Source organism: Paenibacillus koleovorans NBRC 103111 (genome assembly GCF_004000845.1).
Classification (GTDB): Bacteria; Bacillota; Bacilli; order Paenibacillales; family NBRC-103111; genus Paenibacillus_AA; species Paenibacillus_AA koleovorans.
Map to the genome: position 1 here is coordinate 38,996 of NZ_BIMA01000016.1, position 19,591 is coordinate 58,586.

At 56.1% G+C, this 19,591-nt stretch carries 21 protein-coding genes; all 21 read left to right on the forward strand.

What is annotated here, in order from left to right:
- The first annotated feature begins 3 nt into the window (after nucleotides 1–3).
- The 21 genes from flhA to PKO02S_RS07700 all read left to right on the forward strand — a co-directional run bounded on the left by flhA (nucleotide 4) and on the right by PKO02S_RS07700 (nucleotide 19,500).
- The gene (gene flhA, locus PKO02S_RS07600; protein WP_127580642.1) at nucleotides 4–2,037 is read left to right on the forward strand and encodes a flagellar biosynthesis protein FlhA; all 2,034 of its coding nucleotides are present in this window, start codon (nucleotides 4–6) and stop codon (nucleotides 2,035–2,037) included.
- The gene (flhF, locus tag PKO02S_RS07605) at nucleotides 2,034–3,455 is read left to right on the forward strand and encodes a flagellar biosynthesis GTPase FlhF (RefSeq protein ID WP_127580644.1); all 1,422 of its coding nucleotides are present in this window, start codon (nucleotides 2,034–2,036) and stop codon (nucleotides 3,453–3,455) included. The genes flhA and flhF overlap by 4 nt, the downstream gene beginning before the upstream one ends.
- Nucleotides 3,452–4,330: a MinD/ParA family protein gene (locus PKO02S_RS07610; protein ID WP_127580646.1), complete on the forward strand. Its 879-nt coding sequence runs from the start codon at nucleotides 3,452–3,454 to the stop codon at nucleotides 4,328–4,330. Before flhF ends, PKO02S_RS07610 begins: the two co-directional genes overlap by 4 nt.
- A gap of 49 nt (nucleotides 4,331–4,379) precedes the next feature.
- Complete coding sequence (locus PKO02S_RS07615) at nucleotides 4,380–5,579, forward strand: protein-glutamate methylesterase/protein-glutamine glutaminase (protein WP_127580648.1); 1,200 nt, start codon at nucleotides 4,380–4,382, stop codon at nucleotides 5,577–5,579.
- 47 nt (nucleotides 5,580–5,626) lie between these two features.
- A complete protein-coding gene (locus tag PKO02S_RS07620) occupies nucleotides 5,627–7,720 on the forward strand; it encodes a chemotaxis protein CheA (RefSeq protein WP_127580650.1) in 2,094 nt (697 codons plus the stop codon).
- A 12-nt stretch (nucleotides 7,721–7,732) separates the two neighbouring features.
- Complete coding sequence (locus PKO02S_RS07625; protein WP_127580652.1) at nucleotides 7,733–8,194, forward strand: chemotaxis protein CheW; 462 nt, start codon at nucleotides 7,733–7,735, stop codon at nucleotides 8,192–8,194.
- A 10-nt stretch (nucleotides 8,195–8,204) separates the two neighbouring features.
- Nucleotides 8,205–8,825, forward strand: a complete 621-nt coding sequence (locus PKO02S_RS07630; RefSeq protein WP_127580654.1) for a chemotaxis protein CheC — start codon at nucleotides 8,205–8,207, stop codon at nucleotides 8,823–8,825.
- Nucleotides 8,822–9,319, forward strand: coding sequence for a chemotaxis protein CheD (locus tag PKO02S_RS07635; protein ID WP_127580656.1), 498 nt, complete (start codon nucleotides 8,822–8,824; stop codon nucleotides 9,317–9,319). The genes PKO02S_RS07630 and PKO02S_RS07635 overlap by 4 nt, the downstream gene beginning before the upstream one ends.
- Complete coding sequence (locus PKO02S_RS07640; protein WP_127580658.1) at nucleotides 9,319–9,738, forward strand: hypothetical protein; 420 nt, start codon at nucleotides 9,319–9,321, stop codon at nucleotides 9,736–9,738. The genes PKO02S_RS07635 and PKO02S_RS07640 overlap by 1 nt, the downstream gene beginning before the upstream one ends.
- Nucleotides 9,739–9,752: 14 nt before the next feature.
- Nucleotides 9,753–10,538 carry a FliA/WhiG family RNA polymerase sigma factor gene (locus PKO02S_RS07645; RefSeq protein ID WP_127580660.1) on the forward strand — a complete coding sequence of 262 codons (786 nt, stop codon included), beginning with the start codon at nucleotides 9,753–9,755 and terminating at the stop codon, nucleotides 10,536–10,538.
- A gap of 21 nt (nucleotides 10,539–10,559) precedes the next feature.
- Entirely contained in the window at nucleotides 10,560–11,966 is a 1,407-nt protein-coding gene (locus PKO02S_RS07650) for a flagellar assembly protein A (protein ID WP_246066871.1), read from the forward strand.
- A gap of 68 nt (nucleotides 11,967–12,034) precedes the next feature.
- Nucleotides 12,035–12,358 (forward strand): hypothetical protein, encoded by a 324-nt coding sequence (locus PKO02S_RS07655; RefSeq protein WP_127580662.1) that lies wholly within the window; start codon nucleotides 12,035–12,037, stop codon nucleotides 12,356–12,358.
- A gap of 31 nt (nucleotides 12,359–12,389) precedes the next feature.
- Nucleotides 12,390–13,034, forward strand: a complete 645-nt coding sequence (locus tag PKO02S_RS07660) for a hypothetical protein (protein ID WP_127580664.1) — start codon at nucleotides 12,390–12,392, stop codon at nucleotides 13,032–13,034.
- On the forward strand, nucleotides 13,027–13,575 hold the full coding sequence (locus PKO02S_RS07665) for a hypothetical protein (RefSeq protein ID WP_127580666.1): 549 nt from the start codon (nucleotides 13,027–13,029) through the stop codon (nucleotides 13,573–13,575). Before PKO02S_RS07660 ends, PKO02S_RS07665 begins: the two co-directional genes overlap by 8 nt.
- A 194-nt stretch (nucleotides 13,576–13,769) precedes the next feature.
- Nucleotides 13,770–14,468: a 30S ribosomal protein S2 gene (gene rpsB, locus PKO02S_RS07670; RefSeq protein ID WP_127580668.1), complete on the forward strand. Its 699-nt coding sequence runs from the start codon at nucleotides 13,770–13,772 to the stop codon at nucleotides 14,466–14,468.
- Nucleotides 14,469–14,606: 138 nt separating this feature from the next.
- On the forward strand, nucleotides 14,607–15,257 hold the full coding sequence (tsf, locus tag PKO02S_RS07675; RefSeq protein ID WP_127580670.1) for a translation elongation factor Ts: 651 nt from the start codon (nucleotides 14,607–14,609) through the stop codon (nucleotides 15,255–15,257).
- A gap of 98 nt (nucleotides 15,258–15,355) precedes the next feature.
- The gene (pyrH, locus tag PKO02S_RS07680; RefSeq protein ID WP_127580672.1) at nucleotides 15,356–16,084 is read left to right on the forward strand and encodes a UMP kinase; all 729 of its coding nucleotides are present in this window, start codon (nucleotides 15,356–15,358) and stop codon (nucleotides 16,082–16,084) included.
- Nucleotides 16,084–16,641: a ribosome recycling factor gene (frr, locus tag PKO02S_RS07685; RefSeq protein ID WP_127580674.1), complete on the forward strand. Its 558-nt coding sequence runs from the start codon at nucleotides 16,084–16,086 to the stop codon at nucleotides 16,639–16,641. The genes pyrH and frr overlap by 1 nt, the downstream gene beginning before the upstream one ends.
- A 108-nt stretch (nucleotides 16,642–16,749) precedes the next feature.
- Nucleotides 16,750–17,520, forward strand: a complete 771-nt coding sequence (uppS, locus tag PKO02S_RS07690) for an undecaprenyl pyrophosphate synthase (protein WP_127580676.1) — start codon at nucleotides 16,750–16,752, stop codon at nucleotides 17,518–17,520.
- A 15-nt stretch (nucleotides 17,521–17,535) separates the two neighbouring features.
- Nucleotides 17,536–18,327 (forward strand): phosphatidate cytidylyltransferase, encoded by a 792-nt coding sequence (locus PKO02S_RS07695; protein ID WP_127580678.1) that lies wholly within the window; start codon nucleotides 17,536–17,538, stop codon nucleotides 18,325–18,327.
- A gap of 24 nt (nucleotides 18,328–18,351) precedes the next feature.
- Entirely contained in the window at nucleotides 18,352–19,500 is a 1,149-nt protein-coding gene (locus PKO02S_RS07700) for a 1-deoxy-D-xylulose-5-phosphate reductoisomerase (protein WP_127580680.1), read from the forward strand.
- Nucleotides 19,501–19,591 lie beyond the last annotated feature (91 nt).

Sequence of the window (19,591 nt, forward strand, 5' to 3'; positions counted from 1 at the left end):
CTCATGAAAACTAGAGACTTGATTGTTTTATCCGGCATTGTTGGCATTGTGATGATGATGGTGGTCCCGATTCCGCTGCTTCTTCTGGATTTTCTGCTCATTGTCAATATCAGCGTAGCGCTCATCATTATATTGATTGCCATGAACACGCAAGACGCGCTCGACTTCTCCATCTTCCCGACTTTGCTGCTCATTACGACTTTGTTCCGGCTGGCGCTAAACGTTTCGACCACGAGAAACATCCTGGCCGAAGCGGAAGCCGGCAACGTCGTCGAATCGTTCGGTTCCTTCGTAGCCGGCGACAACCTCGTCGTCGGTTTCGTCGTCTTCCTTATCCTTGTCATCGTGCAGTTCATCGTCATCACGAAGGGCTCGGAGCGCGTGGCGGAAGTAGGAGCGCGATTCACGCTCGACGCGATGCCCGGCAAGCAGATGAGTATCGACGCCGACTTGAACTCCGGCTTGATCAACGAGCAGGAAGCGAAGGATCGCCGCCGCAAGATCGAACGGGAAGCGGACTTCTACGGGGCGATGGACGGGGCGAGCAAGTTCGTCAAAGGGGATGCGATCGCGGGCATCATCATCCTGCTCATCAACATGATCGGCGGTCTCATCATCGGGGCGACGTTCCATGGATTCACCCTGATGGAGTCGTTGCAGACGTTTTCGATTCTGACGATCGGCGACGGTCTGATCAGCCAAATTCCGGCGCTGCTCATCTCGACGGCGGCCGGTATCGTTGTAACGCGCGCCGCCTCCGAGGGCAATCTCGCCAGCGATTTGACCGCGCAAATGTTCAGCTATCCGAAGCTTTTGTATGTCGTTGCCGGAACGCTTGTTTTCCTGGGCTTATTCACTCCGATTCACTGGTATACTACGTTCCCGATCGCCGGCTTGCTCGTTTTGGCGGCCGTGCGCATGCAGCGGAACTTGAACCAGAAGCAAGCGGAGACCGAGCAGCTTGTCGAGGAGCAGCAGATCGAGGAAGTGCGTAGTCCGGAAAGCGTCATCGGCTTGCTACAGGTCGATCCGATCGAATTCGAGTTCGGCTACGGGCTCATTCCGCTTGCGGATACGCAGCAGGGCGGCGACTTGCTCGACCGGGTCATCATGATCCGGAGGCAGATCGCCTTGGAGCTCGGGCTGGTCGTTCCGGTCATTCGGATTCGCGACAATATCCAGTTGAAGCCGAACGAATACGTCATCAAAATTAAAGGAAATACGGTGGCCCGCGGTGAATTACTTCTTAATCATTACTTGGCGATGAGCCCCGGCTTGGACGACGATTCGATCGTCGGCATCGAGACGATGGAGCCCGCCTTCGGGCTGCCGGCGATGTGGATCGACGAGCCGACCAAGGAGCGGGCGGAGCTGTCCGGCTACACGGTGGTCGATCCGCCTTCGGTGGTCGCCACCCATCTGACCGAGATCATCAAGCGCCACGCGCACGAGCTTATCGGCCGCCAGGAGACAAGGCAGCTCGTCGACAACGTCAAGGAGAACTACCCGGCGCTGGTGGAGGAGCTTATTCCGGGTTTGCTCTCCGTCGGGGACGTCCAGAAGGTGTTGGCCAAGCTATTGAAAGAAAAAATTTCGATCCGCGACCTCGTCACGATCTTCGAGGCGCTCGCCGATTACGGCAGCTATACGAAGGATCCCGATATTTTAACGGAGTACGTCCGGCAGGCGCTGTCCCGTCAAATTACGCTGCAGTACGCTCACGGCAACGATTCGCTCAAAGTAATTACCATCGGGCCGACGCTCGAGAAGAAAATTGCCGAAAGCGTTCAGCAGACGGATCAGGGCTCTTACTTGGCCTTGGATCCGAACTCGTCGCAGACGATTTATCAGAAAGTGTCCGAGCAAGTGTCTCGCATGATCCAACATGGGCAGCAGCCCGTCATTCTGGCGTCGCCGACGATCCGCATGTATTTGCGCCAGCTGCTGGAACGGACAATGCAGGATATAACGGTGCTGTCCTACAGCGAGCTTGAACCAAGTGCCGAAATTCAAAGCGTTGGGGTGGTTAATTTATGAGAGTGAAACGCTATGTGGTTGATTCGATGCCTGAAGCGCTTCAACGCATTCGTACGGAATTGGGGAAGGACGCTGTCATCTTGAATACGAAGGAAATTCGCTCCGGCGGGTTTCTGGGTATGTTCGGCAAGAAAAAAATCGAAGTGATCGCCGCGATTGATGCTAGCGGTGCGGCGGCAGCGCCGGCCGCTGTCAAACAAGCGGCGGCCGGAGGTGGGGGGCTAGCTGGAATTCCTTCTGCGGGCGGTCCCCTTCATGGGACTGCGAGCGGATCGGGGACGGGCATTGCCCCCATCGCCGGAGTCAGGCCGATGCCGCAGTCCTCGCTCGCCGGCGTCTATGCGAAGGATCCGCAGCAATCGTTCGAGGCTGCGATCGCGCAGGCGGCTTCGGCTATCGCGACGGCGCATGACGAGCCGCTATTGCCGCCAACGGTAAGCCAGTCGGTGAAGCCAGCCATTGCCGTAGCGCCTGCACCGTCGGCAGCACCGGTTGTTTCGGTCGCCCAATCTTCCGCCGCTTCCAAAGCGAAGCCGAGAGAAGAGCTGTTGCTTGAAGAAATCAAGCAGATGAAGGATATGATGGCCAAGCTGTCCAAGAAGCTTAACGATGAGCCGGCTTATCCCGAACCGCTGCTAAAATATAAATCCCGCCTGCTGGAGCATGAGTTCGAAGAAGATTTGGCCGAACGGATCATCCGGCTGGCGGCGGAGGAATTCACTGCGGAGTCGTCGCCCGGCACGGAACAGTTCGCGCTGGAGATGGTACGCAGGCAGTTGAAGGATTTGCTCACACCGCCTGCCGGCGAGAAGAGCTTGCAGTCGGATACGCGTATCGCTCATTTCGTGGGTCCGACTGGGGTCGGCAAGACGACGACGATCGCGAAGCTGGCGGCCGAGCAAGTGCTGAAGTACAACCGCAAGGTTGGCTTCATCACCTCGGATACGTACCGGATTGCCGCGGTCGAGCAGTTGAAGACATACGCCACCATCTTGAACGTGCCGCTCGAGGTTGTCTTCTCTCCGCAAGAGCTAGTTCGCGCATTCACGCAGCTCAAGGATTGCGAGCTGATCTTCATGGATACGGCGGGCCGCAACTTCCGCAACCCGATGTACGTCTCGGAATTGAACTCGCTGCTGCATGCCAAAGGCAAAAGCGAGACGTTCCTCGTCCTGAGCCTCTCTTCCAAGTACAAGGACATGAAGGCGATCACCGACAATTTCGCCAAGTTCCGGCTTGACAAGGTGCTGTTCACAAAGATGGACGAAACCCGCACCTACGGCTCGATTTTCAACCTGCTCTATGACTTCCCGCTCCGCCTGTCGTACATAACGAACGGCCAGAATGTTCCGGACGACATTCAGGAAGCGGATGAAGACCAATTGATCAACCGCATCTTGGAGGAACCCACCGAATGAGCGATCAAGCCCAAAGCCTGCGCAACCTTGTCCGCCATCAACAACAGGAAACCCGGACCACCGGAACCCGGATCATCACCGTTACAAGCGGGAAGGGCGGGGTGGGCAAGTCCAATTTTACGCTGAATTTCGCGCTGACCCTCCAAGCCAAAGGCTACAAAGTGCTGGTGTTCGACGCTGACATCGGGCTAGCCAACATCGACGTGCTGATGGGCGTCTCTTCCAAGTATAGCCTGTACCACCTGCTGAAACGGGAGAAAACGATTTGGGAAATTATTCATAAGGGCTACAACGATATCGAGTTCATTGCCGGCGGCTCGGGGTTCAACGATTTGATCCGGCTTACCGAGGAAGAAGTCGACTATTTCGCGGATCAAGTGAATTTGTTGAACGGGTACGTGGACTACATCATTTTCGATACGGGGGCCGGTCTTTCCAAGGAAACGCTCAAATTTATCGTGGCGGCCAACGAGACGATCGTCGTCACAACGCCGGAGCCGACCTCGATTACGGATGCTTATGCCATCATCAAGATGGTGCATTCCATGGATCTGGACGTCAAGTTCAAGCTGGTCGTGAATCGGGTGACCGATCCGCGGGAAGGCAAGCTGACGGCCGATAAGATTAGTATGGTCGCCAAAAAGTTTCTGGACTTGGACATTCCGACCCTTGGTTTCGTGGAGGACGACATCTCGGTGTCCAAGGCGGTCAAACGGCAAGTGCCTTTCACGATCGCATTCCCGAACAGCCTGGCCAGCCGCAGCATCGGGGAGCTGGCAGAGCGGTTCCTGGCCGGTGAGCTGGTCCCGGAAGCCGTGAAGGAAAACGCAGGGGTCAAAGGGTTCTTGAGCAAAATGCTGAAGATGTTGAAATAGTTCCCCCTCTCCCTAGAAGCGGCACGACATCAAGGAAAGGGTGATCGCGATGCAGAAACAAAAAGTGTTGGTTGTGGATGATTCGGTATTCATGCGCAAGATCATCTCGGACATGATCGGCGAGGATCCCCGCTTCGAGGTGCTGGACACGGCCCGCAACGGCAAAGAAGCGGTACAGAAGGTCGTGCAGTTGGCGCCGGATGTCGTGACGCTGGACGTCGAAATGCCGGAGATGAACGGGCTGGAGGCGCTGAAGCGAATTATGGCCGAGCGGCCGACGCCGGTCATCATGCTCAGCAGCTTGACCGAGGAAGGCGCCAAGACGACAATCGAGGCGCTTGAGGCCGGCGCGTTCGATTTCGTTCGCAAGCCTTCCGGGTCGATCTCGCTTGACTTGTTCAAGGTGCAGGAGATGCTCCTCGACAAGCTGTACGTCGCGGCGACATCGCGCATCAAGCCGCTGGAGTCGAAGCTCCCGCCGCCGCCTCCTCTGGCAAGGCCGGCCCCACCCGTGGGGCCGAAGCCGGTGAAGCCGCCTGCCGAGCCGAGAGCGGCCAAGGAGCGGCGGCTGGAGGCTCCGTCGGCGGTGACGCGTGCGGCGATACCGCCCCCTGTGCCGACAAGTCCGACGGCAGCTTCAAAGCCGCTCATCGGCGGCCGGGTGGATCAGCTGGTGGCGATCGGCACATCCACGGGCGGACCGCGAGCGCTGCACCAGGTGCTGACGGGATTGCCGACGAGTTTCCCCGCGCCGATCGTCATCGTGCAGCATATGCCGCCGAACTTTACCCGTTCGCTCGCCCAGCGGCTGGACTCGAACTCGCATATCCGCGTCATCGAGGCCGAGCAGGGGATGGAGCTCGAGAACGGCACCGCTTATATCGCGCCGGGCGGCTGGCATATGGGGGTCGTGCGGCACGAACTCGGGGGCTACCGGGTGCAACTGAGCCAGGAGGAGCCGCGAGGCGGGCACCGTCCTTGTGTAGATACGCTGTTCGAAACGCTGATCCCGCTGAAGGAACTCAGACGGCATGTGCTGCTGCTGACCGGCATGGGCAGCGACGGCGCGCAAGGCATGCTCGCCCTGAAGCAGGCAGGAGCCGTCCTGACGATCGCCGAGTCGAGCGAGACTTGCATCGTGTACGGCATGCCTAGAGCCGCGAAGGAGGCAGGGGGAGCGATGCTGGAGCTGCCGCTGCATCAGATGGCGTCCAAGCTCGTTGAGGCAGTCGCGGGTAACGCCAAGTAGTCATACCAGCATACCAGGAGCAAGCGACTATTGGGAGGTGTCGGGAGTTGGAACTGAATCAATACTTAAGCATGTTCATAGACGAGTCGAAGGAACACCTGCAGGCGATGAACGAAAACTTGCTCAAACTTGAAGCAAGTCCGGAAGACATCGGCATCGTGCAAGTGATTTTCCGCTCGGCGCATACATTGAAGGGCATGTCCGCCACGATGGGCTATGAAGATTTGGCGCTGCTCACCCACGAGATGGAGAATGTGCTCGATCTCGTGCGCAACTACAAGCTGCAGATGAATCCTTACATCTTCGATTCCGTCTTCCGCAGCGTCGATGCCCTGGAGACGATGGTGCACGACATCATCGCCGGAGGGACCGGCAAAGCCGACGTCACCGATATCGTGATCAGCCTGAAGGCGATCGTCTCCGGCGAGTACGAGCAAGGCGCGTCCGGCGGTTCCGGGACGGCTTCCGCCGCTACCTCCTCCGGACAAGGCGCTTCGCCCGATCGGTTGGACGAGTTCCAATATTCCGTGCTTCTGCAGTCGCTTGAGGCCGGCATGAACGTATTCCGGATCGAAGTGTCGCTCCAGACCACATGCATACTTAAAGCGGCTCGGGCATATATGGTATTCGATACGCTGGAGCAGAACGGGGAAGTCGTCAAGTCGATTCCACCGGTCGAGGACATCGAGAAGGAGAGATTCGACCGTTCCTTTTCGCTGTTTGTCGTCTCCCATTCCGAAGGAGCGGCGCTCGAGACGGCGCTTAACAAAATCAGCGAGATCGAGTCCGTAAAGCTGCAAAAGCTGGATTCGGCCTCGCTCCACCAGCTGGCGTCCGCGCCGGCGGGCTCGCAGGGAGCATCGGGCTCTTCGGGCGGCAAAGCGACTGTGTCGGCGATCGGGCAGATTTCCGCCGCCAGCGCGGTGCTGGAGAAGCCGCAAGGCGCTGCTGCCGCTCCCGCCCAGCAGCAGAATGGCACGGCCCCGGTCGCGAACCGGACGATCCGGGTCGACATCGAGCGGTTGGACGTCTTGATGAATTTGTTCAGCGAGCTCTTGATCGATCGCGTTCGGCTCGAGCAGCTGGCGAGCGAAATCCGCCGCAACGAACTGACCGAGACTGTAGAGCATATGGCCCGCGTGAGCTCGGATTTGCAAAATATCGTGTTGAAGCTGCGCATGGTCCCGGTCGATACCGTCTTCAACCGGTTCCCGCGCATGATCCGCGACTTGGCCAAGTCGCTCGACAAGAAGGTCGACCTGGTCATCACCGGGGCCGACACCGAGCTGGACCGCACGGTGATCGAAGAGATCGGCGATCCGCTCGTCCACCTGCTCCGCAATGCAGTCGACCACGGCATTGAGACGATAGCGGACCGCATTGCGGCCGGCAAGCCGGAGACCGGCACCGTGCAGCTGCGCGCCTTCCATAGCGGCAATCATGTGTTTATCGAGATTCAAGAGGACGGCAAAGGAATAGACCGAGATAAAGTGCTGAAGTCGGCTATCTCCAAAGGCGTTCTGTCGGCAGAGCAAGCAAAAGGTTTGCCGGATGAGCAAGTGTTCCAGCTGCTGTTCGCCTCCGGGTTCAGCACAGCGGACAAAATTTCCGATGTTTCCGGCCGGGGCGTAGGGCTCGACGTCGTGAAGACGAAGATCGAATCGCTGGGCGGTCACGTGCAGATTACTTCCCAGCTTGGCGTGGGCACGACGTTCTCGGTGCAGCTACCGCTGACGCTCTCGATCATCTCGGCGATGCTGATCAAGATGGGCGACGAGAAATACGCGATCCCGCTCACGTCGATTCTCGAGACGTCGATCGTGCAGCGCAGCCAGATCCGCCTCATGCACGGCAGCAAGGTAATCGAGTTCCGCAACCATATTATCCCGCTTGTGTCGCTTAGCAAGCTGTTCGATATCCCGAGCTACTCCGAGGAGAAGGAGAGCGAAACGGAGATTGTCGTCATCCGCAAGGGCGACAAAATGGCCGCTCTCATGGTGGATGATTTGATCGGCCAGCAGGAGATCGTGCTGAAGTCGCTAGGCAAATATTTGACGAACTTGTTTGCCGTTTCCGGCGCTACCATATTAGGCGACGGGCAAGTCGCTCTCATTCTCGATACGAACGCTTTGATCAAATAGGAGGGCTGAACGATGGGAGAAGAGTTGAAGGTCATCGTATTTACATTGGCGCATGAACAATATGGAGTAGAGGTGGAGCGGGTTCGGACGATCGAGCGGATGCAGCCGCTCACGCGCGTGCCGAAGACGCCGGCTTTCGTGAAGGGCGTCATCAACTTGCGCGGCGTCGTCGTGCCGGTCATCGACCTTCGCGGCCGCTTCCAGCTGCCGGAGTCGGACTATACCGATAATTCGCGGATCATTATTGTCGCGGTGAAGGAAATGGAAGTCGGGCTGATCGTGGATTCGGCGAACGACGTGCTCGACGTCAATACCGACTCGATCGAGGATCCGCCGGAGATCGTAGGCGGCATCCGAGCCAAATATTTGCGCGGCGTAGCGAAGCTGTCCGGCGGCAATCTGCTTGTGCTGCTCAATCTGGAGGAAGTGCTGAACAAGAGCGAGATCGTGCAATTGGAACAGCTAGAGGCGTAGACGGCATAGGATGACAAACTTCTACCATTTCGCTGAATTTCAAATGGATGTGCTGAAGGAAGTCGGCAACATCGGAGCGGGTAACGCCGCTACAGCCTTGTCGCAGTTGCTCGATAAGCCGATCGACATGCAGGTGCCGCGAGTCAATCTGCTGCCGTTCGAGGATATCGTGAACAGCGTCGGCGGAGCCGATCAAGTGGTGCTGGCGGTGTTCCTCCGCGTCGAAGGCGAAGCGCCGGGCAATATGTTCTTTTTCTTCACCCCGGCTTCGGCCAAACGGCTGCTCTCGAACTTCGCCGGTATCGAAGTGGAAGTGGAGGGCAGCTATTCCGAGATGGAGCTGTCCGCCCTCGGGGAAATCGGCAACATCCTGGCCGGCTCCTACTTGTCCTCCCTCGCCGACTTCACCAAGCTTCATTTAATTCCTACCGTCCCTGCGCTGGCGATTGACATGCTTGGAGCAATCGTAAGCTACGGGTTTCTGCAATATGGCGAAATGGGGGACCACGCCCTCTTTATCGACACTCAGTTTCTGGAAGGGAAAGACCATGTGGAAGGCCACTTCTTCTTCATTCCGGACCCCGCAGCGTTCGGCAAACTGTTCCATGCCTTAGGAGTTCCGCTCGAATGATGCCGGAACTCATCGTAAAAGTCGGCATGGCCGACCTCAACATTATTGTAGAGGTCGGAACTACGCTCAAGACGACGGGATTGGGTTCGTGCGTGGGCGTAACCCTGTGGGATCCGAAGACGAAAGTCGCCGGCATGGCTCATATTATGCTTCCTTCCTCGGAAATCGCCAAGGAAGGGACGCTGAACGTAGCCAAGTATGCGGATACCGCCATTCCCGCTCTGATTGAGCGGATGATTCAAGCCGGTGCGGGCAAGCTGAGGCTCGAAGCGAAGCTGGCCGGAGGAGCGCAGATGTTCGCCTTCTCCGGCAGCTCCGACACGATGCGCATCGGCCCTCGCAACGTAGAGTCTTGCAAAGCGATTTTGAGCCGGGCTGGCATTCCGGTGCGTGCGGAGGATACGGGCGGCAATTTCGGCCGCACGATCGAATTTTACAACCAAACGGGAGTGCTTGTTTTACGTACCGTGCAGCAAGGAGCAAGGGAGATCTGATGATTGGAACCGTGCGTTGGAATCTGGCGTTGGGTGTATTGGGGTTCGGATTAACGTTTCTGCTATCGGTCGGCGATAATTATTTTACCACTACTCTATTACACAGCAGCTATGGCTTTATCATCATGTTCGGAGTTGGCTTCGCAGTCAGATGGGTGCTCGGAACGTTAGCGGGGTTGAAGGAGCTGCAGCATGAAGAGGGGAACGAGGCGGTGGAGGAAGCCGGCAAGGGCAATTCCGTCTATTCGGTCACCCCGAACGATGAGGCGGAGCTGAATGAGCTGTTGAAGAACGGCATGAACGGTGCGTCGGCACCATCCCCGGACGAATTTACGCTGCTCAAGCCGAAGAGGCTGACGACCGCTCCCGGTGAACCGGAGGAGATGGCCCAGGCACTGCGACGCTTTACTGAAGAGTAAGGAGTGCGGTAGGAATGATTCAACAAAAGCAATCCCATCTATCCAATGTCGAGTTATGGAAAGCGTGGAAAGTGGAAGGCTTGCTTGCGGCGAAGCAGCAGTTGATCGAGCAATATTTGCCGCTGGTCGACTATGTCGTCGGCCGTTTGCTAGTCGGCCTCCCCAAGAACGTGTCCCGGGACGATCTGTGCAGCCACGGCATGTTGGGTCTGATCGACGCGGTGGAGAAGTTCGATTACGAGCGGGGCCTGCAGTTCGAGACGTATGCTTCCTGGCGTATTCGCGGAGCGACGATCGACGGGCTGCGGCAAGGCGACTGGGTCCCACGGTCGGTGCGCGAGAAGGCGAAGCGGCTGGAGGACGCGTATCAGAAGCTCGAGCAGCATTATTTGCGCTCCGTAACCGATACGGAAATGAGCGAGTATTTGCAGATCAGTGAGAAAGAATTTCAACACATGCTTCAGGAAATATCGATTACTGCGATTTGTTCGTTCGACGACCCGATCAAGGAGGAGGAATCCGAGACGCGGTTGTCGCTTATGATAGACGAGAAGGCCAAAAATCCGGAATATAAGGTAAACGAGTTTTTCTTGAAAGAGTCGTTAGCCAAAGCGATCGAGAAATTGACCGAAAAGGAACGGACAGTCGTCTCTCTGTTTTACTACGAGGAGCTGTCGCTCAGTGAAATCGCCGAGGTGATGTCCTTGTCGCCGTCGCGGATCTCGCAGCTGCATTCCAAAGCAATATTGCGGCTCAGAGGCTCGCTTGGCAGATGGAAGAACCAACTGCTTGAGGATTGATTGGCGGGGGGAGGAAAAAGTTTGTCCAGTGAGAACGCTGTAGACCAATGGATGACCGTGGAGCTGTCGGATGACAAGATCAGTGCTTATTTGTCGATCTTGCCGATGGCCGAGCCGATTACTTGCACTGTAAAAGATTTGGAACAGCTCCTCGCTTCGCACCGTGTCAAGTTCGGAGTGAAGTACGGCATTCTGCAGCAGATCGCGGAGAGCGTGAGAAAGTTTGCCGGGAAGCAGACGTTGATTGCGGAAGGCGAACGCCCGCAGCCGGGCAAAGACGGCGAAATCCGGATGATCTACGATCCGGACGAAGCGATCCGGCGCCCGCTCGAAATGGACGACGGCACCGTCGATTTTAAAGAAATATCCAGGATCATGAACGTACGCAAAGGACAGTTGATCGCCGAACGCCTTCTGGCTGGACTCGGATCGCCGGGCCGTGCTGTAACCGGGGATATTCTGGACGGCAAAAACGGGAAGGACGTGCGGTTCAAGATCGGAAAAAACGTCGTTGCAGATGCTGAGCAGCTAGCGTTGTACGCTGCGATGGACGGCATGATCTCGATTACCGACCGAGGCAAAATCAACGTCTTCCCGATATACGAAGTGAACGGGGATGTCGACTACAGGATCGGCAACATCGACTTTTTCGGCAGCGTAGTCATCCGGGGAAACGTTTTGCCCGGCTTCAAAGTGAAGGCGGCGGGCGATATCCGCGTGACGGGCGGTGTAGAAAGCGCAGAGCTGGAGGCGGTCGGGTCGATCGAGATCGGCGCCGGCATCCTGGGGCATAACAAGGGATTGATACGCGCCGGGCTCAACGTCAAGAGCTCGTTCATCCAGGACGCCCAGGTCGAGGCGGCTCAAGATATTCTCGTGACGCACAGTATCATGCATTCGCAAATTCGCGCCGGTCGCAACGTGATTTGCAAAGGGGCCAAAGGGCTGCTCATCGGAGGAATCGTGCAAGCCGGCGAGAAGGTAGTGGCGCGAACGGTAGGCAATACGATGTCAACCCCAACGACCATTGAGGTCGGGGTATTACCTGAGCTGCGCAATGAATTGTCCGCTCTCCGAGCGCAGCTGAAGGTGCTGGCCGAGAGCCTGGACAAAACCGACAAGGCGCTCGTTTTGCTCGATCAAATGGCTGTTACCGGCCAGCTCAGCCCCGAACGGATGGCAATGCGAATCAAGCTCAGTCATACGAAGAAACAAGCGATCGAAGAACAAGCCGCCGCCAAGGAGCGTATATTGGAAATAGAGCGTACGCTGGAGGACACCGACAAGGCGAGAGTCGAGATCATCTCGATCGTATACGGCGGAACGAAGATCGTTATCGGCCGGTACACGCGCTTCGTCAAGGAAGTGGCTCCGAGAGTGTATTTCAAATATTTGGACGGCGATATAGCCATGCTCCCGAATTCATAGTTTATCCTTGCAGCGAAGACAGCCGATCTTGCCACCGTTTCATACAGGACCTATAATGAGGTGATCGTATGAGCTTAAAATCGGTAGAAATGCAAATGGCGATTCCGCGTACGAAAGACGCGGGGATGGTGCAGAACCAGTTGATCCACAAGCCGATGCTGGATCAAGCGCAGCTCGCGGCCGGAACCGCGCAGGAAACGATCCGTTCCCGGCAGAAGACGGCAAAGGTTGAAGAGGCACAGCCGCAGCGGATCAAGGACGAGCAAAGCCGCGGCGGGAACAAGCCGCCTGGCAAGTCGCCCTACGCATCCGCCGCCAAGTCGACCAAGAAGCAGGCGGAAGAATCGGCGGAGCATCCCTACAAGGGGCACCACATCGATATGTCGCTCTAAATCGTGCGACGGAGGAAGGGAAAATCGCTTTATGGAACCATGGCATTATATCGTTCTGCTAGGCGCCGTCCTGCTCGTTTTCGCCTTAATCCGGCCGAGCACCCGCCAGCAGCCGAAGCCTGCAGCGAACACGATGCAGGCGATCGAAGATACGATGGAGCAATTCTCGGCCGAGCTCGAGGAAGAGAATCGGCAGCTGCTTCAGCTAGTTTCGGCGATGAAGCATGACCACGAGAAACATTCCGCCAAGCTGCAAGGGCGCATCGAAGCGCTTGAGCGGAATAACGGCGAAGTGTCCAAGCAGCTTGATCGGCTGCTGCAAGCTGAGGAGACCCGCAAGTCGCAGCCTGCCGTGACGCAAGCTTATGTGCAATCGGCGGTGCCACAGGCGGAAGGCTATTCGACAGCGCCAGCTGCAGGAGCCACGCTTTCGGCTTCTGTCGCCCGTTTGTCGGACAAGCCCATTCCGATTGAATCGGTTGGGCACGCGGCTGCAGCTTCGGCACCGACGCCAGAACCTAGAGGCATCAACATCCGCAACCGGTACGCCGAGCTATTCCAGCTGGAGAAGCAAGGCAAGTCGGTCGATTATATCGCGAAGAAGCTCGGCATGAATAAAGGCGAAGTAATGCTCATCTTGCAGCTGGCCAAACAGGAGGACCGCGTCCGTGCTTAAAAATCGTACGTTCATCATCGGGCTCGGGATCGGCCTGATTGCAGGCGCCGTCTTGTTGCAGCTGCTGTGGATCGCCGACCCCGAACGGAACGAAGCGACTGCTGAACAGACTGGACTGCCTATGACGCAGCAGCAGCTTGCCCTGGAGGCGGAACGGCTTCAATTGAAGGTCGTGCCTAAGGATCAGATCGCCTATACGACCGCTCAGATCGAAGAGATTAAGAGAAGAGCGATTGAGGACGACAAGGCGAAGTCGGCTGCGACAACCCCGTCTCCGACATCGTCGAATGCTGCTTCTTCTACTTCAACTCCGGTGCCGACCGTACAGCCTACTGCGCTGATGGTCTATATCCCGGATAAGCTGGATGCGACGTCGGTCGCTCATTTGCTCGTTCAGTACAAAGTGCTGCAAGAGCCTAACGCCTTGATCGATTTGTTGCTGCAGCGAGGATTGACCGAGAAAATCCGATACGGCAACTATACGTTCGACAAGCTGAACGATGCCGAGGATGTCATGAAGAAAATAACGGCCGGTCCTTAACCCGAACCTTTCCTCTCTATGGAAAGGTTCGCTTGCTGTTGCAAGGAGATATTCAGTTGTGGTATAGTAGTTGACGGTGTTAAAAACCACACGTCGCTTAATTTCGACAAGGGTGCTGTTGAACAAACAGTTTTGTCGGGAGATGCGGGCGGCGGAGGAAACCACAAAAACCAAACCTGAGGAGGTGCGTGAGGATGGCAGTAATCTCCATGAAACAGCTGCTTGAAGCTGGGGTACACTTCGGTCACCAGACCCGTCGTTGGAACCCGAAAATGGATCGTTACATCTTCACCGAAAGAAACGGAATTTACATTATCGACCTGCAAAAGACTGTGAAAAAAGTTGAGGAAGCATACAACTTTGTCAAGTCCGTAGCAGAAGAGGGCGGCACTATGCTGTTCGTCGGCACGAAGAAGCAAGCGCAAGATTCGGTTGCTGAAGAAGCAGAGCGTTGCGGCATGTACTACATCAACCAACGTTGGTTGGGCGGCACTTTGACCAACTTCTCGACCATCCAGAAGCGCGTAAGCCGTTTGCACGAGCTGGACAAGTGGGAAAACGACGGTACGTTCGAAGTTCTTCCTAAGAAAGAAGTTATCATTCTCCGCAAGGAGAAAGAGCGCCTCGAGAAGTTCCTCGGCGGCATCAAGAACATGAAGAAACTGCCTAGCGCTTTGTTCATCATCGATCCTCGCAAAGAGCGCATCGCGGTTGCCGAAGCTCGCAAGCTCGGTATCCCAATCGTGGGCATCGTGGACACGAACTGCGATCCGGACGAAATCGACTACGTTATCCCGGGCAACGACGACGCGATCCGCGCGGTCAAGCTGCTCACAGCCAAGATGGCGGATGCCGTGATCGAATCGCAGCAAGGCGAACAAACGACGGCTTAATTGCACGATTATCAACAACTTAAGCTTGTATGAAACATTAAGGGTGGTTTGAAGGTTATTTAACCTCCGCCGCCCTTTTTTTGAGGAATAGTGCAGCGAGAGACACAAGCGACAGTTAATTCTAAGGAGGTCATCGGAATGGCAGTATCGGCACAAGCAGTAAAAGAATTGCGCGAAAAAACCGGAGCAGGGATGCTCGATTGCAAAAAGGCGCTGGAAGCAGCGGACGGGGATTTGACGAAAGCTTCTGAGATTTTGCGTGAAAAAGGGCTGGCGGCAGCTGCAAATAAAGCCGGCCGCATCGCTACTGAAGGCGTAGTAGAATCCTATATCCATGCTGGCGGACGGATCGGCGTACTCGTAGAAGTCAACTGCGAAACCGACTTCGTAGCCAAAACCGACTCGTTCCGCGAGTTCGTTAGAGACATTGCCATGCAAATCGCCGCAACGAACCCTCGTTTCGTTCGCCGCGAAGAAGTGTCCCAAGAAGAGCTGGACAAAGAACGCGAAATTTTGCGTGCCCAAGCTCTGAACGAAGGCAAACCTGAGAAAATCGTAGAGAAAATGGTCGAAGGCCGTTTGGGGAAATACTACGAAGAGTTCTGTCTGATGGAGCAAGGATTCATTAAGGATCCGGACAAAACCGTGTCCACCCTGCTGAAAGAAAAAGTGGCAACGATCGGTGAGAACATCACCATCCGTCGTTTTGTTCGATATGAACTGGGCGAAGGCCTCGAGAAGAAAGTGGACAACTTCGTAGAAGAAGTCATGTCCCAAGCTCGTCTATAAGAGAACCCTACAACAAGGAACACGCTGTGTTCCTTGTTTTTTAAGAACAGAACGGTATGCCTTGTCAGCAGGATTCGTCAATCTAGGAGGAAACGAAGTTGGAACGACCAATGTTCAAGCGGGTTATCTTGAAGTTAAGCGGGGAAGCGCTGGCCGGGCAGCAAGGCTACGGAATCGACAGCGAGATGATCGCTTCGATCGCCTCGCAAGTGAAAGAAGTGCATCAATTGAACGTGGAAGTGGCGATTGTCGTGGGCGGCGGCAACATTTGGCGGGGGATCGCCGGAAGTGCCAAAGGCATTGACCGGGCGACGGCTGACTACATGGGCATGCTGGCCACCGTGATGAATTCCTTAGCTTTGCAGGATGCGCTGGAGCAAATTGAAGTTCCTACCCGCGTTCAAACATCCATTACGATGCAGCAAGTAGCCGAGCCCTACATTCGCCGCCGTGCTATTCGCCATCTGGAGAAAGGCCGCGTCGTCATATTCGCAGCCGGCACAGGTAATCCTTACTTCTCCACGGACACGACGGCCGCGCTGCGGGCCGCCGAGATCGAAGCGGAAGTGATCCTCATGGCGAAGAACAAGGTGGACGGCGTATACAGCGCGGACCCGTTCAAGGACGCGACGGCCGAGAAGTTCGACACCTTGACGTACATGGAAGTCATCAGCCGCAACCTCGGGGTTATGGATTCCACCGCGTCTTCCCTCTGCATGGATAACAACATTCCGCTGATCGTATTCTCCATCACCGAGAAAGGGAACATTAAACGTGTCGTTCTCGGTGAAAAAATCGGAACGATTGTGAAAGGGAGTAACGACTAATGCCGCAAACGATAAAGAAAAACGCAGATGATCGGATGGACAAAGCGATTGGCTCGCTGAAAAAGGAGCTTGCCACGCTTCGCGCCGGACGAGCAACCCCCGCTTTGCTGGACCGCGTGCAAGCGGAATACTACGGAGCGTTGACGCCGGTGAATCAGCTGGCCAACATCAATACGCCGGATTCCCGCACACTGCTCATTCAACCGTGGGACAAATCGTCACTCTCCGTGATCGAGAAGGCGATTCTGAAGTCCGACATCGGGCTGACGCCGTCGAACGACGGGCTGACGATCCGACTGTCGATTCCGCCGCTGACGGAAGAACGCCGTGCGGATCTGGTCAAGATGACGAAGAAGTCCGGCGAAGAGGCGAAAGTGGCGATCCGCAACGTCCGCCGCGACGCAAACGACGAAATCAAGAAGTTGGAGAAAGCGTCCAGCATCTCCGAAGACGAGTCCAAGCGGCACCAGGACGATATCCAGAAAGCGACCGACAAGTTTATCGCGGAAGTGGATAAAGTGCTGGCCGCCAAAGAGAAAGAAATCATGGAAGTGTAATAGAAGCTTATCGAGAGTCCCCTGCAGTTGGGGGATTTTTGTCTAAATGCAGGTATTGCATCTTGGATCGGCAACGCTAACGTTGATGGATTATGGGGGAAGAGAGTCATGTGGCAACGACTGAAACGTTTGTGGACCCAACCGGAGCCTGCCGCTGAAGAAGCGGTCGAGATTATGCCGGACAACATTCCCGTCCATATTGCCATTATTATGGATGGCAATGGTCGATGGGCGAAGCGCAGAGGGTTGCCGCGCGTCGCGGGGCATCATGCGGGCATGAAGGCGATCAAACGGGTGACGATGGCGGCGAACGATCTCGGCGTGAAGGTGCTGACGCTGTATTCCTTCTCTACGGAAAACTGGAAGCGGCCTCAGGATGAAGTGGAGTTTCTGATGAAGCTTCCGCAGGAATTTCTGCTACTCGAGATCGAGGAGCTCGTCCAGAAAAATGTGCAAGTCCGCATGATGGGCTGGAGAGACAACGTACCTCCGCATACGCTCGCAGCGGTCGAAGAAGCCATTGAACGGACGAAGGAGAACACCGGTCTTATACTTAATTTTGCGTTTAATTATGGCAGTCGGCTCGAGATTTTATCGGCGATTCGCCAGCTGGCCGAGGCGGTTCAGCAAGGACACCTGACTCCGGAAGAGATTACGGAGGAGGACGTATCCGCCTGCCTGCTCTCCGCCGACTTGCCGGATCCCGACATGATCATTCGGACGAGCGGGGAAATTCGGATCAGCAATTTTATGCTCTGGCAGATGGCCTACGCGGAGCTATGGTTTACTGACATTTACTGGCCGGATTTCGACGAGCCGCTGTTTCGCAAGGCGGTCGGGGAATACCAGCGTAGGGCGAGACGGTACGGCGGCTTATAGAACGGAGGATGGCGGTTGAAACAGCGAGTGATCACCGGTTTGCTGGGCGGCGCAATATTTTTGACGTTTCTGCTGTGGGGAGGGGTCGCCTATTCGGCGCTGCTGCTGCTCATGGCGCTTGTCGGCCTGTTCGAATTCAATCGAATGAACAGGCTTAAGCCGGTTACGATTGTCTCCTTGCTTGCTTACATCGGATTAATTCTGCTTGTCTTTCCGTGGGGAGTGTATTCCGAATGGTTGCCCAATCCGACTAGCATCATCTGGGTAACGCTGTTTCTACTATTTGCGGTAACCGTTGTTTCGAAGAACAAATTTCATTTGGATCACATCGCGCTGTCCTTTATCGGCGTCGTATACATAGGGATCGGGTTTCAGTACATGCTGACGACCCGACTCGCGGACAACGGATTGTATTGGGCCGCACTGGTGTTTGCCTGTACGATACTGACCGATACGGGAGCTTATTTCACGGGCAAGTTTTTCGGTCGGACGAAGCTATGGCCGTCGATTAGCCCGAACAAGACGGTAGAGGGAGCGCTCGGGGGAATCGCGGTTTCGATTTTGGTTGGAATCGGCTTCTCGTTGTATGCTTCGGACTTGCTGTCGATCGGACAAGCTGTCCTGATCGGGGCTTCGGTTGCGGTCGTCGGGCAGATGGGGGACTTGATTCAGTCGGCCTACAAACGAATTCGTGGAGTGAAGGATACCGGATCGATCTTCCCCGGGCACGGCGGCGTGCTGGACCGCGTAGACAGCTGGCTGATCGTGTTTCCGTTCGTCCATTTGCTGTCGCTGCTTCCTCAGTAGGGATCGCACGAAGGGGGAAAAGAGTTGAAACGAATTGCAGTCCTTGGTTCGACCGGGTCGATCGGCACGCAAACGTTGGATGTTGTGGCGCATCACCCGGATCGTTTCCGTGTAGAGGCGCTTGCCGCCGGGCGAAATGTGGCGCTGGTCCTAGAGCAGATAGAGAGGTTCCGTCCGCATCTTGTGTCGATGTCCGATCGCGAAGCCGCCGAGCAAGTGAAGCTTGCTTTGTCCGGCTCGGACACCCGGGTCGTGTACGGGGAGGAAGGGTTAATCGAAGCTGCGGCCTCGACGGACGCCGAGCTGGTCGTGACCGCAATGGTTGGCAGCCAAGGCTTGAAGCCGACACTGGCGGCGATCGAAGCGGGCAAGCATATCGGGCTGGCGAACAAGGAGACACTCGTCAGTGCCGGGCATTTGGTGAAGGAAGCGGCAAAGCGCAAAGACGTCATGCTGTTGCCGGTCGACAGTGAACATTCGGCTATTTTCCAATGCATGCATCGGGACGCGCCGCAGGAGATCGCCAAGATCGTGCTGACTGCTTCGGGCGGCTCGTTCAGGGACAAGACGCGGGAGCAGCTTGAAGGTGTGACCGTCAAGGAGGCGCTTGCGCATCCGAACTGGTCGATGGGGGCCAAAATTACGATCGATTCCGCCACGATGGCGAACAAAGGGCTTGAAGTGATCGAAGCGCACTGGCTGTTCGGGTTGTCTTACGATCGTATCGAGGTAGTGATCCATCCGGAAAGCATCATTCATTCTTTCGTCGAGTTTGTCGATCGGAGCGTTATCGCGCAGCTTGGCTTACCGGATATGCGAGTGCCGATCCAATATGCGCTCACATACCCGGAGAGGGCGGTTAGCCCTTCGAGGCCGCTGGATTTGACTGAGATCGGCAAGCTTCATTTCCGCAAGATGGACTATGAACGATTCCCTTGCTTGAGGATGTCGTTCGAATGCGGCCGGCTCGGCGGGAGCGCGCCGACGGTGTTCAATGCGGCGAATGAAATCGCCGTGTCGCGGTTCCTGAACGGCGAAATCGCGTTCCTGGACATCGAGTCCATCATCGAGCAAGTGCTTGAAAAACATGATCCGGTGCGGCATCCGCCGCTCGATCAAATCGCCGAAATCGACGAATGGGCACGGCGTATCGCGCGGGAGATGCGCTTGTAGGCCAAGGTTCTATAGACGGGGCTCAGCTTGTATTCATATAAGGAATAATGGTAATCTTAGAGCAGGCTTGTCTTAGTCTAGGGGCGCGAAG

What these genes read in the sequence shown, in the direction of transcription:
- flhA (WP_127580642.1), top strand. Translation starts at nt 4, where the DNA reads ATGAAAACTAGAGACTTGATTGTTTTATCCGGCATTGTTGGCATTGTG.
- flhF (WP_127580644.1), top strand. Translation starts at nt 2,034, where the DNA reads ATGAGAGTGAAACGCTATGTGGTTGATTCGATGCCTGAAGCGCTTCAA.
- PKO02S_RS07610 (WP_127580646.1), top strand. Translation starts at nt 3,452, where the DNA reads ATGAGCGATCAAGCCCAAAGCCTGCGCAACCTTGTCCGCCATCAACAA.
- PKO02S_RS07615 (WP_127580648.1), top strand. Translation starts at nt 4,380, where the DNA reads ATGCAGAAACAAAAAGTGTTGGTTGTGGATGATTCGGTATTCATGCGC.
- PKO02S_RS07625 (WP_127580652.1), top strand. Translation starts at nt 7,733, where the DNA reads ATGGGAGAAGAGTTGAAGGTCATCGTATTTACATTGGCGCATGAACAA.
- PKO02S_RS07630 (WP_127580654.1), top strand. Translation starts at nt 8,205, where the DNA reads ATGACAAACTTCTACCATTTCGCTGAATTTCAAATGGATGTGCTGAAG.
- PKO02S_RS07635 (WP_127580656.1), top strand. Translation starts at nt 8,822, where the DNA reads ATGATGCCGGAACTCATCGTAAAAGTCGGCATGGCCGACCTCAACATT.
- PKO02S_RS07640 (WP_127580658.1), top strand. Translation starts at nt 9,319, where the DNA reads ATGATTGGAACCGTGCGTTGGAATCTGGCGTTGGGTGTATTGGGGTTC.
- PKO02S_RS07645 (WP_127580660.1), top strand. Translation starts at nt 9,753, where the DNA reads ATGATTCAACAAAAGCAATCCCATCTATCCAATGTCGAGTTATGGAAA.
- PKO02S_RS07655 (WP_127580662.1), top strand. Translation starts at nt 12,035, where the DNA reads ATGAGCTTAAAATCGGTAGAAATGCAAATGGCGATTCCGCGTACGAAA.
- PKO02S_RS07660 (WP_127580664.1), top strand. Translation starts at nt 12,390, where the DNA reads ATGGAACCATGGCATTATATCGTTCTGCTAGGCGCCGTCCTGCTCGTT.
- rpsB (WP_127580668.1), top strand. Translation starts at nt 13,770, where the DNA reads ATGGCAGTAATCTCCATGAAACAGCTGCTTGAAGCTGGGGTACACTTC.
- tsf (WP_127580670.1), top strand. Translation starts at nt 14,607, where the DNA reads ATGGCAGTATCGGCACAAGCAGTAAAAGAATTGCGCGAAAAAACCGGA.
- frr (WP_127580674.1), top strand. Translation starts at nt 16,084, where the DNA reads ATGCCGCAAACGATAAAGAAAAACGCAGATGATCGGATGGACAAAGCG.
- uppS (WP_127580676.1), top strand. Translation starts at nt 16,750, where the DNA reads ATGTGGCAACGACTGAAACGTTTGTGGACCCAACCGGAGCCTGCCGCT.